The sequence below is a fragment of the Nitrospira sp. Ecomares 2.1 genome, assembly GCF_965152585.1.
On sequence record NZ_OZ224219.1, the window covers coordinates 3,559,853 to 3,573,862 of the forward strand.

Sequence of the window (14,010 nt, forward strand, 5' to 3'; positions counted from 1 at the left end):
GGCATGAGCGACCTATTACTTTCCCTTCCCACTACCGGACCGGTTGGAGAATGGCCCTTGCTGGGGCACCATCTCCGTTCGGAATTTTTAAGGGTAAACAGATGAGCATATACTCCCCCGGTTTCACTCGAGAAAATTCGAGTCCTTCAATAATGACAATCCCGGCTTGGATAAGCATGCGAGCAATCTCTTTTCCATTTTTGTGTTTCCCTCCAATAAACAGCGCATCAATTCCGACGGTGCTCACCCGCCGTTCAGCCAGCCATGCCGCGGCAGTTCGGTCAAGAAAGATTGTATCTTCAGGGGGGTGTTCAGAATACCAGTCAGAGGCGGAATTGCGTGTTTTCAGGAGAATCCGATCATGCGAATAGATCCGGTGTTTTTTTAATTCTTCCGCTTTTACAGAATTCCTATCTTGGATCTCAATCACTTTGGCCAGGCCTATTGTTGCTGAAAATTCTGTTTGTTCATTATCTTGAAAAGATTTTTCACATTTCACCGGAGCGCCAATATGCGTTCCGGCATGGGAACTCATTGATATTTTTGAGACAGGAACCTTATCCCCATTTTTTCTGTCCGTCACCGGTTCCATCTGAAATGGTGGGTCTCCGGGTCTTTGAACCATTCCCGGATACAAAGACATTGAGATATCGATCCAATTAGATATCATGACCCTCTCCACATTCCGACTTTCAATCGCTTCTCCTTTTGAACCGGGATTTAGGCCAGGCCAACTTTTACCATGACGTCTTTCCGGAAACCGGCAATCGGATGACACGATTGACAGATTATGGGTACTTCCTTCCTTCGCTCAATGGATCTTTTTTAAAGGCTCACTTGCGATTTGTCTACACCCTGTGGTCGAACACACGGATTAAACTGTTAACACTGAAAATTCTACTTTGGGATAACCTGTTCATCCAGAAATCATTCGATATAAATGGTTGGATTAAGAGAAAATTCTCCATGCCACTGAATTTGGCTATAATTTATGGATCAGTGAGAACCGACCGGCAGGGTATCAAGGCCGCCAGGTTTATGCTGAACACCTGCCAAACACGTGGGCATACGGCGTCGCTCATCGATCCTCTTCTCTTTCCTCTCCCGTTGTTGGATAAAATGTACAAAGAGTATCAGCCGGGTCAGGCGCCTCACCTCCTCCAACTTGTGGCTGATCTGATTATTCCGGCTGACGGTTATATTATTGTGTCGGGCGAATATAATCATACCATTCCTCCTGCCCTCTCGAACGTATTAGACCATTTTCTTGAGGAATACTTTCGAAAACCTTCCGCCATCGTGTGTTATTCAGCAGGTGGGTTCGGCGGCGTTCGTGCGGCAATGACCCTCAGGGCCATGTTGGCTGAACTGGGAATGTCGAGTATTCCCTCTCTGTTCCCCATCCCCCATGTTCAGGACGCCTTTCAGGAAGATGGCACGCCTGCTGATCAAAAATTCCATCACAAAGCCCGGGAGTTTTTTGAAGAACTGGAATGGTATGCGTATGCCCTTAAACAGGCCAGGGCCCATCATTGCCCTCGAAGTGAGAGTTCAGCGCAATCCCTTACCTGACCGTCTTCAGGACTGATCGGACATCGCATTTTTCAAAACTTTTTAACCAGGACGAAATTGAAGAGACGACTCTGTACCATACTGAGGAGCGGGCGCCTAAGATGATTGAAAACCTTCTGGCTGCGCGTCTCCAAATGGCGATTTCCCTTGGTTTTCATATCATATTCGCCGTGGCAGGCATGGCCATGCCACTACTCATGGTCATTGCAGAATGGCGTTATATTCGCACCGGCAATGAAATCTTTCGTGAATTGGCCACACGATGGGCAAAGGGAACCGCCATTCTTTTTGCCATTGGCGCCGTATCCGGCACTGTGCTTTCCTTTGAACTCGGACTGTTATGGCCGACATTTATGGCTTGGGCCGGGCCGATTATCGGACTCTTGTTTTCCTTAGAAGGGTTTGCTTTTTTCACGGAAGCTATCTTTTTGGGAATTTATCTCTATGGGTGGAAGAAGATTCCGGCTTATCTGCATTTGATGTCCGGAGTGATCGTGACGGTGAGTGGTGTTCTATCCGCTTTTTTTGTCGTGCTGGCCAATGGTTGGATGAACCACCCTGTCGGGTTTCAGCTACTCGATGGACAGCCTACCCAGCTAGCCCCGCTTGCCACCTTTACCAATCCGATCGGGCTACATGAATCGCATCACATGATTCTGGCGGCATTTGTGGCAATCGGATTCCTTGTGGCGGGTGTGCATGCTTTTTTCTTACTTCGGCAACCGGACAATCCCTTTCACCAGGAGGCGCTCCGAATTGCCCTGATGACAGGGGGAGTGGCGGCCATCTTTCAACCTCTCAGTGGAGACTTGCTCGCCCGCGCAGTGGCCACCTACAGCCCGATTAAACTGGCAGCGCTCGAAGGACATTTTCATACCACCTCCGGCGCTTCCCTTTGGATTGGAGGCATTCCCGATGGCTCCACCGCAACGATTTCATATGGAATTGAAATTCCTTATGCGCTCAGCCTCCTACTTCATGGGGATCCTATGGCAACTGTCACAGGATTGTTGGATTTTCCTCGCCAGGATTGGCCTCCGCTCGTAGTGGTCCATCTCGCATTCCAAATCATGATCGCCTCTGGATTTATCCTCATGGCCATGAGTGTGTGGGGATTCTGCAAGATATGGAAACAGAAATTTCTATGGAAATCCCGTTGGTTTCTTCGATGCCTAGTGGGTTGCGCTCCTTTAGGGTTAATCGCCATCGAATCCGGTTGGGTGGTGACGGAAGTCGGTCGGCAGCCTTGGATCATCGTAGGAATTATGCGCACCACTGATGCCGTTACCCCGATGACCGGCCTGACCGCTTCGCTTATCTTTTTTACCCTGCTGTATCTGGGATTGGCTGGAATTGTTCTGTGGCTTTTACATCGCCATCTTACGGTATTTCCACAGATTGGAGAACCGGATGGTCCATCTTCAAGGAAGACTCATGCCAGGGCTTGAGGAAATTATCGCCGGGTGCATTGTCATATCGCTCACCTTGTATGCCCTGTTGGGCGGAGCAGATTATGGAGCCGGCATTTGGTATCTCCTGGCCAGAGGGCCGGAGGCGCAAACGCAACGTCACTTGATTTCTACTGCTATCGGGCCCATTTGGGAAGCGAACCACGTATGGTTGATCCTGGTCATCACGCTTCTCTTTTCAGCCTTTCCCCTTGCCTATGCCAGAATATCGACCGTACTCCACATTCCCTTGACCTTGCTCCTCACCGGTATCGTGCTTCGAGGATCTGCCTTTGCCTTCCGTAGTTATGATGTCCAGCAGTCTCCGCTCCATCGATTCTGGGGAACGCTCTTCGGGCTCTCCAGTCTGATCACGGCGATGTTCTTAGGCATTATTCTTGGCACGCTAACCTCCAGCTACCTGCAGAACGTTCAAGGAGGATTCGTTGACGTGTTTGTGCTCCCATGGATTCAACCTTTCCCGTTGGCAGTGGGAATCTGGACGATCACGCTTTTTGCATTTTTGGCATCAACCTACTTAATCCATGAAACCCCGTTACCGGCTCTCAGAGGTCTGTATCGCCGAAAAGCTCTGTGGTCGCTTGCGGCTTCAGCCATAATGGCTATCCTGACCCTCCTCCTCACGAAAAATTACGCTTCAGAAATCAGCCAAGGATTGCTACAAAGTCCAACCGGATGGGTATTTCTCATTCTGGCTTTATTAGGGATGCTGGCGAGTATAATTGGCCTGTGGACCAAACGATTTCACCTCGCCCGGATATCAGCCGTCGGGTATGTCACCGCTATTATCTGGGGATGGGGATTTGGTCAATATCCATATCTCATAAAACCCGATTTAACCATTTTCAACACCACGGCCCCGGCTTCAACACTGGAATTGCTTCTCTTCGCATTGGTGGCAGGAATGATTGTGGTCTTACCCTCACTTCTGTACCTTTTTCGTGTGTTCAAAAAAATCCAGGTGTGAATCAGCCTATTCAATCGTGACCGACAGGAACATCACGGAGGCCCAGCCGCCCTCAATGAAACAACGTGTTTCGGGCTCAGGTTCTTCTAGGGATTTATCCCATGAGCGGGGGATCTTCCTTATCTTCTCCCGTTAACACTTCCGCTTCCGCTTCCTCCATGCCTTCCATTTCACTAACCATTCCCAACAACACTTGTCGTCTCTGCTGTAGAGACTTTTGCAAAAGGTCACGGGAGGTCGGTTCTTGAGCGGACTCAGGAAGATTGACCAAAGCTTCTGCCTCTGCCATGGTGGCAAAACTATAGGCGGCCATTTTGGTATCTCTTCCATCCACACGCTTCAAAATTTTTTCAGTCTCACGATCAAAATTGTCCAATTCTTTGGCATCAACCTCGGTCTGACTGAGAATCTCTAGCTTTTCCAGTTGCTGTTTCAATTGATCTACACGGGAAAATGCCGAAAATGATGCATTGGTGTTTGGCATAAAAATTTCCTCCTTGGGATTACCCCGAATTTTTCAGCATGAATATTTTCAATTTCTTAGTCCTAGGGTCTATAAAAAGGTTGCCTTTTGGCCGGAATCCCTCATCACTTCAGATCTGCTTGACGAGGAACGCCATAGATCCGCATTCAAATGTTCTTGGGCAATCCTGATAGCGCCCATTATGCGACTGGCCGCCAGAGGGCGACCGGCTGTCTGAATAGCACCGAAACGGGAGATTTCAGGGGTAAACGGGGCAGAAGATTCACCTCCTAAAACTATAGTCTGGCCTTTATATTCCTGGGCTTTAAGATCCTTCAAAATTTCCAGAGCATTAATATGCGGGCTATTACCATCCAGAATAATGATATCGGGAGAACTTTCCCGAATGCCCATCCACAATTCCTCCGATTGGGAAATTACCCTCGTCTTTTTACCCATTTTCCGCAAACGCTCTGCAATGATTTCTGAAATTTTTTGATCTTCTATCACAAGATAAATCATGTAGGCCCCCTCCACCATAGATAGAATCAGGCTGGTAACTTTTAGCGGATTCCTAGGGGATCGGCCACTATCAAAAACCCTTGAATGGGTAACTTATTAAATCTTCCCTGGGCTTTATCCTATCCCTGCGTACCCGAGGAAATACCTCAAGATTGAGGAGCGGACAACGTCCTGATAGACCGCCCTATTTCATCTATGTTAGAGAATCATTTATGGCTCTTTATTGAAGGGGGCACGCTGCCGCCTGCATAAGAAGATTTCGATGCCCAATGGCCCAGACGACACAAAAACAGAATGGAGGTCTGAATGCCGGTTTCGCTTCTATTTATTTTTTGGGGTTTTATCTTGCTCGTCGCACCCATTTCCCAAGCTTTAGCTGCAAATTTAGACCAGGATTCCTACAAGGCCAGTGAGCAAGTTGGGAAATCCGTCAAAAATCTCCAAGGTGAAGACATTGGGCTGATTGAAGAACTGGTTATAGGGAGTGACGGAAAAGTCGGATATGCGGTTTTATCCTTTGGAGGATTTTTAGGTATGGGGGACAAGCTCTTTGCCGTCCCATGGGCATCGCTTGCACATCCACCAGGCCAGGAACATTTGACTCTGGATATTCAATCGAAAAAATTAGAAACGGCGCCAGGCTTTAATAAAAATGATTGGCCCGACATGAAGGACGAAAAGTGGAAATTAATGATAGGGGAATTCTACTCAACGCCAGAGCCTTCCCCTCATAATACCAAGGCCCGGTAACACCTCTGGTAGTGATCGTCTCAATAGACGGAACGGGCATGGGCCATGAATAAGGAGCCGGAGTGGGCTTTCAGGGTAGATGAAGACGCCTCATTGAGGGCTGCAACCAAATCCACACCATAGCTCTCTTTATCAATAAAAAAACTGGAACTTCTCGATGAAGGTTTCAATGTTTTGGTTGTGTTGTTTATGGTCCCAAATAGCGTAGAGTGCAAATTCATACAAGTTGTCCTATCAACCATACAAATAACGCTCAGAGGAGATAGTAAATGAATCCCAATGTTGCATGGATGTCTTTGATCTTTTCTATATCACTGGTTTCTGGTGCCTATGCTGAGGAAATTGGAAGTGTGGATACCAAATTCAATTTTTTGGGCCCAGATCACAAAATTGTGATTGAAGCATTTGATGATCCAAAAATTGAAGGAGTCACCTGCCATCTGAGTCGCTCAAAAACAGGAGGGTTAAAGGGTATGGTTGGTGTCGCTGAGGACACTTCAGATGCGTCAATTGCCTGCAGGCAGGTCGGCCCCATTCACATTGTTGCTGAGCTTGAAGAGGGGGAAAAGGTGTTTCACGAGAGTCGCTCATTAATCTTTAAAAAATTGCAGGTGGTCAGATTTTTTGACAAGAAACGTCAAACCTTCATTTATCTCGTATACAGCGATAAAGTGATCGAAGGCTCACCAAAAAATTCCATATCGACGGTGCCGATCAGGTCTTGGTCGACCCCATAACAACGAGAGCTCAAGTAGAGATATTTCGGTCAAACCTCGACGCATCATTCATCATGTTTTGAATCCATTTTCATCACCACGATGGAATGGACCCGATGTGCTTTTAGTCCATCAATCCCTCATCCCCCGACAAACGGTTTATATCAGGTTTCACAAGATTTATTCGCCACGATCCCCCTCCCCCACGACGGCGTCCACCATCGTGGATGTACCTGTTCAAATTGAATCAACCATAGAATTATTCCCGCCAAGTCCTTAAGGTCAAAAACGAGCCAGGGTTTTGATGAGTTCCCAATATCTCCCCATGCCCTAAAATGAATGCAATTGAGGTGAAAAGGAAGGAAAGAAATATAATAGCGTTATGTCCATAGCGATTGATCCGACAGAAGGCTCCACCGAATCAAATTTTTTGTGAACAACACTTCAATTTTCTTTTTCTAAAATCATCATTACAAGGAAGGACCGAGCTCGCACAGTAATTTTTCTTATTTTACAATAGGGGTGATCCCATGAAACATGACTCACGAACTCAGCGATCAGTTTTCATAAGAACAGTTTGGGTAATACCATTTTTACTTTCTGGAGTTATTGCGTGTCAGGAAGAACATGAACCCGTCAATACACCCCCTGCTCAATCAAATAATCTTCCGGGAACCGTGGCAATTGAACCGCCGATTGAATCCGACATGCCGACCGTTTCCCAACAGGAGGGACTCACACCCGGCATCCCAGGAAATATTACCGGTGAAGTGGTATCGATTGAAGGGAAAACCTATGTTATTAAAAACCAGGATGAAAGGGAAATTTCCGTTGAAGTGAACTCCATGACGCTGGTCGATGAGTCAATTACCGTTGGGGATCAAGCCGAAATTCGCTATTCGGCTGATAATCTACCCATAGCGATACGAAAAATGCCAAAACCTTTATAGGAGCTATGGGAGGTGATAGACAGCCCGGGATATCGGCGAAATGGGAGGAAATCCCATTTCGCCGGAAGTATTGAACGCAGAAAAGTAACTTTTGTCTTAATGTTGTCGATCCTGGGTCTTCTCATAAGGATGTTTTTCCATCCAGTCATCGACCCAAGCCTTCACTTCTTCTTTCCGGTCTCCATATCGTTCTTGAAGTTTTCCTTCGAAACGGTCAGTTCGGCCCTCAATCGCCAACAAATCATCCTCAGTAAACTCTCCCCAGTTTTCCTTGAGCGCCCCCTTTAGCTGTTTCCAATTGCCATTAAATTGGTCCTCATTATACACCTTGTGGATATAGCCGTTTTGAACTCCTTGTTCCGCGGAGACAGAATAATTCATTCCGTTTGCCCCCCAAGCTGGAGCACTCATGAGAAGAACGGCCGCCACGGTTGAGGCAATTTTGTTTTTCAGTATATGTTGCGTGATGTTCATAATTGTACTCCTTCCTCCATGCATCTTGACTAAATCGTGTTGGAACAGAAGATTGTTAAGATAGATATTTGAGGCACTTCATATCACCCAAGACATACCTTATCCCAGGAGCGGAAGGTGAAATCTCCCGTCTCCTGGGGTAAAGGGTATCCTGATCTTACACCATGAGTGAAAATAGGATTAGCGAACTGTTTGGTTTTTCGCCTGCCAATCCTCAGTCCACTTATTCAATTCCTCTTTTTGATCTCCATATAATTCTTGGGCTCTTCCCTTAAATTTATCGTAATCTCCCTCGATTTGGGTCAATTCATCGTCCGTAAACTTTCCCCACTTTTTTTTCACCTCGCCTTTAAACTGGTTCCAATTTCCTTTGAATTGTTCTTTGTTCATTGTGTTCTCCTTGAAATGTTGTTGTGATTATGAAAATCTTTCAAATACCCGTTAAATCTTGTTTTCTTCGTCTGCTTATCCACCTCCTTTGATGGGATTCCTAAACGTTTTTAAATGTCATGTGGATGAATAACCCACTTCTTAATTATTTCGTTACTATTTATTATCAAGACAAACCCCGCTTCACCAACGTATAAATTGGTTTTCTACTCACTCTTTTTTATCCAGATTCTCCTTTAGACTTAATACAGAGGCCATGCCGGTTCGTTTCCCGAATGTTGCTCAGGGAATATGTAAAGGTATCCCGGACAAATTCACAGGCCTGATTTACTCGGGGTGTTGGACGTTGGAGGGAAAAAGAATGAACAGAGAGAGGAAGACGGAATCCCCAAACCCGGACAAAGGAATTCCGCCTTATGTTATACAGAGGATTAATCCGCTGCCTTCTCAATTTCCTCCCCGGCTTTTTGTACATCCTCGCCGGCTCCCTCCATAGTATTACATCCGGTCATCGCTAATAATGCGATCAAAAGCACTGCCCCCACATAATTTTTTTCGCTCATTTTTCCGCCTCCTTTGTGTTTAAAAAACCATGGGAAAGATATTCTTGTAAAAGCGGGCGTGAGAATTGTTCTTCGCACCAACAAGACTCCCAGCCTCTTCTGGCATGGCCAAATCCAACTTATTTAAATTTCATACATGAGTGTTTCCAGCCCTGGCTTAGATAAATCGGCTTAATTACCATTCTTCTTGCCAGTGGTTTTTAAATTTTCGAAGGCCGGTTTCATGGCATCGACAAATGCATTCTTGAATAGATTCCATATAAGCTCCCATGTCCCTACCTTAATATCTTTTAAATTCCCGCTGATTTCTGTTTTCGTGGCCACCTGATCTCTTGGAACATTTTCCAATAGAGAAGCAACCGCATTCACAACGCCCTCATATGCCTTTTGAAAGATATTGTCGGTTTTGTCTTGTGAAAGATCGTAAATTTCCGGTTTATCGAAAAATGGCTTAATATACCCCTGGACCCGGCCACTATCAGTATGTAATTCAGAAATCAACGAAAATTCCCCGCTCTTCACATCAAAACCCCCATAGGCTTTCAATACATCGTTGAAAGTTGTCATTTCTGTTTTTTCAATTTTCACTTTTACATCAAAATCAGGATGTTGCACCTCCGGCCGGAATCCGCCTTCGATTGACGTCTTCCCCTTTCCCATAAATTTCCCGGAAAGTTTCAATTCTCCTTTCTGAGTGATCCTTGGAGACCCCACTCCAGTTACCTGAAGATCCACATGATTGAAAAAAATCCTATAGGGGGGATTTGTTGTCTGGTTCGTATAGCCAAATTCGCCATTTTTCACTAATGCCGAGTCAATCGCCACCTTGAAGGGGTCTTGGGATTTTTTTGAATCATCCGTGTCTTGCGTCGGGGACTCCTGCTTGGCCTTTTGTGCTTTCCTGGGAGAATGTTTCTCCACATAATTAATATCTGGATTTTCAATTTCCAACCTGACAATTTGAGCCATGTTTGCCCATGGGGAATATTCGACATGTCCCTGTCCGTTCAGCGTTCCGGAATGTATTTCCACATTGACAAGGGAGGAAAAAGGAATAAACGGCTGCAGCTGAAGATTTTTTAAATCGAAATCTACTGATATACCGGGAAACGGTTCGGCTAAGAAATTGGCTTTTCCCATGATACTCACAAAACCGGTCTGATTCAGGGATCCTTCCAAATGAATGCTGGATGGATACTCCCCTACTTGTGAGCGGACGTTCTGTATGTTTCCCACTTTCAGTAGGAGATTGGTCAGTTCAAGCGGAGGTTGATCAGGCTGATCCCGATATGAAAAGGAACTATCTTCAATTCGGAAAGTATTGATGGTGATGGGGTACATGGCATATAAGGCTTCTTGCCAACCTTTGTCTTCAACGCCCGTTTTATCCTTCACTTCTTTTTCGGCTTGAGTAAAAAGGAATTTTACTTCAGCATTTCTAATGACATGATCACTGACAATTCCCATTTTGATTAATTCTGTCCATTGAATACTGGCAGTCCAGGAGGGAATGATGAGAAGAGGTGGATCAGGATTGGCTTCCTGCCTTAAGGTTAAATTTTCAAAGTCGATCGAAAACCCCAATGGATGAAAATCCACTGCCTCTAATTGCACCGTATATCCTTCGAGGTTTTTATTGAGGTTTGTTTCGATATACCTTCGTAGAGGTTCATCGACAAAAAATGACGCCAAACACACCACCAGAATGGCAAATCCCAGCGTCCCTAATGAAATGATAAGGGTACGAATCATCCATGATTTGTTTTCCTGGGTTACCATGTGTGATTCCAGCCGTGGCCACCCCTTCCATGGGGGAACTTGCAGAATGAGAAAATATTTTTCAATCTATATGAAAAAAATACTGGCTTTTGCTGTTGATTAATCCTCTGACGATTCCGTTCACCAAAAAATATTTCCCGCCACTAAGGGGGGAGTTTCCGGGAACAATGAAGGCTTGAACTATTGAAGATGAACTGTCAGATCAGTATCAATTCGTTTGACCCGTCATAGACTGGCACCCACCAACAATCCCATCACCACAGCAAGGCCGAGAAAAGTTTGAATTGCCTTCAAAAAGGTTCGTCTCCCATAAGAATTGGGAAGTTGTAAGGGAAAATTCATTTCATTTTCTCTCCTATGGTCTAATTTCCTTTATCCTAATGGATGGGAGTGGATGGGCCTCAAGAGACAAAACAGACTCCTGTCTTTAACATTTGTCTTAGATTTCAAATTCTCTCCCATGTATCATCAATAACACTTCGTTTTTAGGAGTTCTTAATCGTCAGATTGTGCCATCCGGGTTGATTCCTGGCCCCACCAGCTTTTGGACGGCGCCACCCATAACAGCCGAATCGGTTCGACCTTCGCACTCAAAATTATGCAAGCATCTCTTAACAACTCTTCACTAACTGGCAGGCAGACAGGCATTCATCTCCTCCATGGGTGGATCCCGAACCTTACGTTATAATCCAAAATTTTTGAAATCATGGATCTTGTAAAAGAAGCAAAACAAACCGTGATAACCCGACCGATGGAAGGGGTTATTTCGCCCTTTGAGGATTTCACCAAACTCAATGCTTCAGGTGGAATCGTTCTCTTGGTCTGTACTGCTATCGGATTGGTTTGGGCCAATTCCGCCTTTGGCGATCTCTATTCGAATTTTTGGGAACTCCCTTTTACCATTGGCATTGGCACCAATCTATTAGAGAAACCCTTAATACTGTGGATCAATGACGGCTTGATGGCCATTTTCTTTTTCGTCATCGGACTCGAAATCAAACGGGAAATATTGGTGGGGGAATTAACTGAACCTCGTCAAGCCATTCTTCCCATTGCGGCTGCTTTGGGGGGAATGGTGATTCCGGCATTCATATTTCTCCTGTTTAATTTCCAATCGCCCTACAGTTCCGGGTGGGGCATTCCCATGGCCACCGATATTGCTTTTGCCATTGGTCTACTGGGCCTATTGGGTTCAAGGATTCCCTTTTCCGCTAAAATTTTCCTGACCACCTTGGCTATCGTTGACGATCTTGGAGCCGTTCTGGTGATTGCGTTGTTTTATACGTCGGAAATCTCCTGGATCAGCCTTGGAACCGCCTGGGTATTCTTAGCCATACTCATGGGTGCCAACCGGATGGGCCTTCGCTCTCCCTTTATATATGGCCTATTCGGGATTGGCGGCCTGTGGTTGGCGTTCCTTTTCTCCGGCCTTCACCCAACGATTGCGGGAGTGCTTGCCGCCTTCACCATTCCAGCCACTTCCGCTATCACGAAAAAAGAATTTGCCCATAAAAGCGAAAAATTCAGTCAAGAATTCCGAAAAGCCGAAGTCTCGGGGGTTTCTGTGTTAGGGAATGAAGAACAGTCTGAGGCGATTAAGGCTCTCGAAACGGCTAAGGATTTAATTCAACCCCCACTCCAAAAACTCGAACATGCCTTATACCCATGGGTCACGTTCGCCATCATGCCAATTTTTGCTTTGGCCAATGCAGGCGTGGTGATTGACACCGACTTCTCATCCCTCCTCAGCCATTCCGTCTCATTGGGAATCGGGCTGGGATTGTTGCTGGGTAAGCCATTGGGGATATGTCTTGGAGCCTGGGTAGTCGTTCAGTTTGGCAGTGCTGTTCTTCCATCCGATCTTGGCTGGCCACAAATCATCGGTTTGGGATTTATGGGAGGAATTGGATTTACCATGGCCATTTTCATTGCGACGTTGGCTTTCCAGGAACCTTCCGATTTACAAGCAGCGAAATTGGCCATTTTAATCGCCTCCTGCCTCTCAGCCTGTATCGGCTTACTTCTTTTATCGAAATCCACCCGGACGCCAACTGAAAACGGACATCATAGCGCAGAATCCCCGCCTTGAGTTCTTCCAGCTGTTTTCCCACTCCATAGAAAATCTATGAAAATCAGACCCAGGGTTTTCCTCAGGTCTCCCCTGAAGAAAAATTGGATATATTTCAAATGACTGAATCAAAACTCTCAATGTTCAATTAGCCAAAGGAGTGCTCCATGTCTTTCACGACGGTATTTCAACACACATCAAAGTTTCCAACCGCACAGGGCTCCATCGGACGCTCAAAACTGTATGGAATGTGCTTGTTGACTGGATGTCTGATTTTTTCCGGTGTGGCGTTAGCCCATGACGGAAAAGATGCGAAAGAAAGCGGAACCCTGTCCGGGGAACGAGTCATTAGTGGAACTGTGGAAGAAATCAGAGGGGAACAAGCCAAGGTAGATACCGGGGAAGCTCAACCTCGCTATCTACCCATGAATCTCCGCAAGGAGAAAGGGCTTCCCGCTTTAAAGAAGGGTGATCGGGTTGACATAACCGTTAACGATCAAAACCTCATTGTGGACGTTCATCTGGAAGGTGAAGAGTCCCATCACCGAACCGTACATGGGGTGTTGACTCAGCCACTGGCGACCGGGCATGAAAAAGCTGTCATTCAGTCGAAGGAAGGTGAAGAAGAAACGCATCCTATCAGGCCATTGGCCAGGAGCAAAGTCGCATCCATCCCGGTTGGCGCGGAAGCTATATTCCTCATTGATGAAATGGATCAGATCGTTGACGTCACATTTGAGAATGCGGCAGAAGTGGACAAAATCAAAAACCCTGAGAAAAAGAAATCTCCCCTGAAAGGAAATTTCAAACAGGTTTCAGGCATCCTGAAAGAACCACTGAGAGACAACAAGGTTTCCGTTCAACAGGATGGGAAAAAAGAACAACAGTACGAAGTGCGTTCCATCATTCAAGATAAGTTTAAAAATCTTTCTTCAGGACAAGAAGTCGTATTATTTGTTGATGAGGAAAATAAGGTCACCGATGTGTCTTTCATCGAGAAAGAGTAAAAGCCCCTCGCACTAACGGTGCAATCAAAACGTTTGAGACGCCAAAGGCATTTCGAATCTTATGGAAACCGATAAGAGGCAGATGTATTTCGAATGGGTCGAGAAAACCGAGCAACATGACACACCTGGGTGGACGCCTCTCCACCCGGTGGTGTGCCGAATTCATCCCATGCGCGGGTAATGCGAAGGGAATCAATTCCGATTCGAAGATGAATTCCTCTTCAGAGGAAAGCGGAACAACTCAGCTTTCTATTCGAAATGATTCCGAAAAAAGGCCTCTGACTTCGGAAACCAGTACATCTGGCAAACGTCGATAAACA

The 14,010-nt window shown here is 45.9% G+C and carries 15 protein-coding genes; 8 read left to right on the plus strand and 7 right to left on the minus strand.

What is annotated here, in order from left to right:
- Positions 1–31 precede the first annotated feature (31 nt).
- Complete coding sequence (locus ACWHYD_RS15730; protein ID WP_447962973.1) at positions 32–670, minus strand: cyclase family protein; 639 nt, start codon at positions 668–670, stop codon at positions 32–34.
- Between the two features lie 296 nt (positions 671–966).
- Between ACWHYD_RS15730 and ACWHYD_RS15735 the strand changes: the two genes are divergently transcribed.
- The 3 genes from ACWHYD_RS15735 (at position 967) to ACWHYD_RS15745 (ending at position 4,008) form a co-directional block, all read left to right on the plus strand.
- Complete coding sequence (locus tag ACWHYD_RS15735; protein ID WP_447962974.1) at positions 967–1,572, plus strand: NADPH-dependent FMN reductase; 606 nt, start codon at positions 967–969, stop codon at positions 1,570–1,572.
- A gap of 101 nt (positions 1,573–1,673) precedes the next feature.
- Positions 1,674–3,020, plus strand: a complete 1,347-nt coding sequence (locus ACWHYD_RS15740; RefSeq protein ID WP_447962975.1) for a cytochrome ubiquinol oxidase subunit I — start codon at positions 1,674–1,676, stop codon at positions 3,018–3,020.
- Positions 3,007–4,008 (plus strand): cytochrome d ubiquinol oxidase subunit II, encoded by a 1,002-nt coding sequence (locus tag ACWHYD_RS15745; RefSeq protein WP_447962976.1) that lies wholly within the window; start codon positions 3,007–3,009, stop codon positions 4,006–4,008. Before ACWHYD_RS15740 ends, ACWHYD_RS15745 begins: the two co-directional genes overlap by 14 nt.
- 94 nt (positions 4,009–4,102) lie before the next feature.
- Here ACWHYD_RS15745 and ACWHYD_RS15750 read toward each other — a convergent pair whose 3' ends face one another.
- Together ACWHYD_RS15750 and ACWHYD_RS15755 are read right to left on the minus strand one after the other, a co-directional pair.
- On the minus strand, positions 4,103–4,492 hold the full coding sequence (locus tag ACWHYD_RS15750; protein ID WP_447962977.1) for a hypothetical protein: 390 nt from the start codon (positions 4,490–4,492) through the stop codon (positions 4,103–4,105).
- Positions 4,493–4,561: 69 nt separating this feature from the next.
- Positions 4,562–4,993: a response regulator gene (locus ACWHYD_RS15755; RefSeq protein ID WP_447962978.1), complete on the minus strand. Its 432-nt coding sequence runs from the start codon at positions 4,991–4,993 to the stop codon at positions 4,562–4,564.
- Positions 4,994–5,299: 306 nt separating this feature from the next.
- Here ACWHYD_RS15755 and ACWHYD_RS15760 point away from each other — a divergent pair, with 306 nt between their 5' ends.
- From ACWHYD_RS15760 to ACWHYD_RS15770, 3 genes are all read left to right on the plus strand, one after another.
- The gene (locus tag ACWHYD_RS15760) at positions 5,300–5,743 is read left to right on the plus strand and encodes a PRC-barrel domain-containing protein (protein WP_447962979.1); all 444 of its coding nucleotides are present in this window, start codon (positions 5,300–5,302) and stop codon (positions 5,741–5,743) included.
- 290 nt (positions 5,744–6,033) lie between these two features.
- Positions 6,034–6,480: a CreA family protein gene (locus ACWHYD_RS15765; RefSeq protein ID WP_447965887.1), complete on the plus strand. Its 447-nt coding sequence runs from the start codon at positions 6,034–6,036 to the stop codon at positions 6,478–6,480.
- Positions 6,481–6,989: 509 nt separating this feature from the next.
- A complete protein-coding gene (locus ACWHYD_RS15770) occupies positions 6,990–7,409 on the plus strand; it encodes a hypothetical protein (RefSeq protein WP_447962980.1) in 420 nt (139 codons plus the stop codon).
- Between the two features lie 96 nt (positions 7,410–7,505).
- Here the strand turns inward: ACWHYD_RS15770 and ACWHYD_RS15775 are convergent, their stop codons facing one another.
- From ACWHYD_RS15775 to ACWHYD_RS15790, 4 genes are all read right to left on the minus strand, one after another.
- A complete protein-coding gene (locus ACWHYD_RS15775) occupies positions 7,506–7,883 on the minus strand; it encodes a CsbD family protein (RefSeq protein WP_447962981.1) in 378 nt (125 codons plus the stop codon).
- A gap of 180 nt (positions 7,884–8,063) precedes the next feature.
- Positions 8,064–8,273: a CsbD family protein gene (locus tag ACWHYD_RS15780; protein ID WP_447962982.1), complete on the minus strand. Its 210-nt coding sequence runs from the start codon at positions 8,271–8,273 to the stop codon at positions 8,064–8,066.
- A 431-nt stretch (positions 8,274–8,704) separates the two neighbouring features.
- Positions 8,705–8,836, minus strand: a complete 132-nt coding sequence (locus ACWHYD_RS15785) for an entericidin A/B family lipoprotein (protein ID WP_447962983.1) — start codon at positions 8,834–8,836, stop codon at positions 8,705–8,707.
- A gap of 171 nt (positions 8,837–9,007) precedes the next feature.
- On the minus strand, positions 9,008–10,615 hold the full coding sequence (locus tag ACWHYD_RS15790) for a DUF748 domain-containing protein (RefSeq protein WP_447962984.1): 1,608 nt from the start codon (positions 10,613–10,615) through the stop codon (positions 9,008–9,010).
- A 706-nt stretch (positions 10,616–11,321) separates the two neighbouring features.
- On the opposite strand from ACWHYD_RS15790, the gene nhaA reads away from it, so the two are divergent.
- Positions 11,322–12,704, plus strand: coding sequence for a Na+/H+ antiporter NhaA (gene nhaA / locus ACWHYD_RS15795; RefSeq protein WP_447962985.1), 1,383 nt, complete (start codon positions 11,322–11,324; stop codon positions 12,702–12,704).
- 146 nt (positions 12,705–12,850) lie between these two features.
- Complete coding sequence (locus ACWHYD_RS15800; RefSeq protein ID WP_447962986.1) at positions 12,851–13,690, plus strand: hypothetical protein; 840 nt, start codon at positions 12,851–12,853, stop codon at positions 13,688–13,690.
- The last annotated feature ends 320 nt before the right edge of the window (positions 13,691–14,010 follow it).

Bases quoted from the DNA above. Each gene is read 5' to 3' on its own strand.
- ACWHYD_RS15730 (WP_447962973.1), bottom strand. From the start codon at position 670: ATGATATCTAATTGGATCGATATCTCAATGTCTTTGTATCCGGGAATG.
- ACWHYD_RS15735 (WP_447962974.1), top strand. From the start codon at position 967: ATGCCACTGAATTTGGCTATAATTTATGGATCAGTGAGAACCGACCGG.
- ACWHYD_RS15740 (WP_447962975.1), top strand. From the start codon at position 1,674: ATGATTGAAAACCTTCTGGCTGCGCGTCTCCAAATGGCGATTTCCCTT.
- ACWHYD_RS15745 (WP_447962976.1), top strand. From the start codon at position 3,007: ATGCCAGGGCTTGAGGAAATTATCGCCGGGTGCATTGTCATATCGCTC.
- ACWHYD_RS15750 (WP_447962977.1), bottom strand. From the start codon at position 4,492: ATGCCAAACACCAATGCATCATTTTCGGCATTTTCCCGTGTAGATCAA.
- ACWHYD_RS15755 (WP_447962978.1), bottom strand. From the start codon at position 4,993: ATGATTTATCTTGTGATAGAAGATCAAAAAATTTCAGAAATCATTGCA.
- ACWHYD_RS15760 (WP_447962979.1), top strand. From the start codon at position 5,300: ATGCCGGTTTCGCTTCTATTTATTTTTTGGGGTTTTATCTTGCTCGTC.
- ACWHYD_RS15765 (WP_447965887.1), top strand. From the start codon at position 6,034: ATGTCTTTGATCTTTTCTATATCACTGGTTTCTGGTGCCTATGCTGAG.
- ACWHYD_RS15770 (WP_447962980.1), top strand. From the start codon at position 6,990: ATGAAACATGACTCACGAACTCAGCGATCAGTTTTCATAAGAACAGTT.
- ACWHYD_RS15775 (WP_447962981.1), bottom strand. From the start codon at position 7,883: ATGAACATCACGCAACATATACTGAAAAACAAAATTGCCTCAACCGTG.
- ACWHYD_RS15780 (WP_447962982.1), bottom strand. From the start codon at position 8,273: ATGAACAAAGAACAATTCAAAGGAAATTGGAACCAGTTTAAAGGCGAG.
- ACWHYD_RS15785 (WP_447962983.1), bottom strand. From the start codon at position 8,836: ATGAGCGAAAAAAATTATGTGGGGGCAGTGCTTTTGATCGCATTATTA.
- ACWHYD_RS15790 (WP_447962984.1), bottom strand. From the start codon at position 10,615: ATGGTAACCCAGGAAAACAAATCATGGATGATTCGTACCCTTATCATT.
- nhaA (WP_447962985.1), top strand. From the start codon at position 11,322: ATGGATCTTGTAAAAGAAGCAAAACAAACCGTGATAACCCGACCGATG.
- ACWHYD_RS15800 (WP_447962986.1), top strand. From the start codon at position 12,851: ATGTCTTTCACGACGGTATTTCAACACACATCAAAGTTTCCAACCGCA.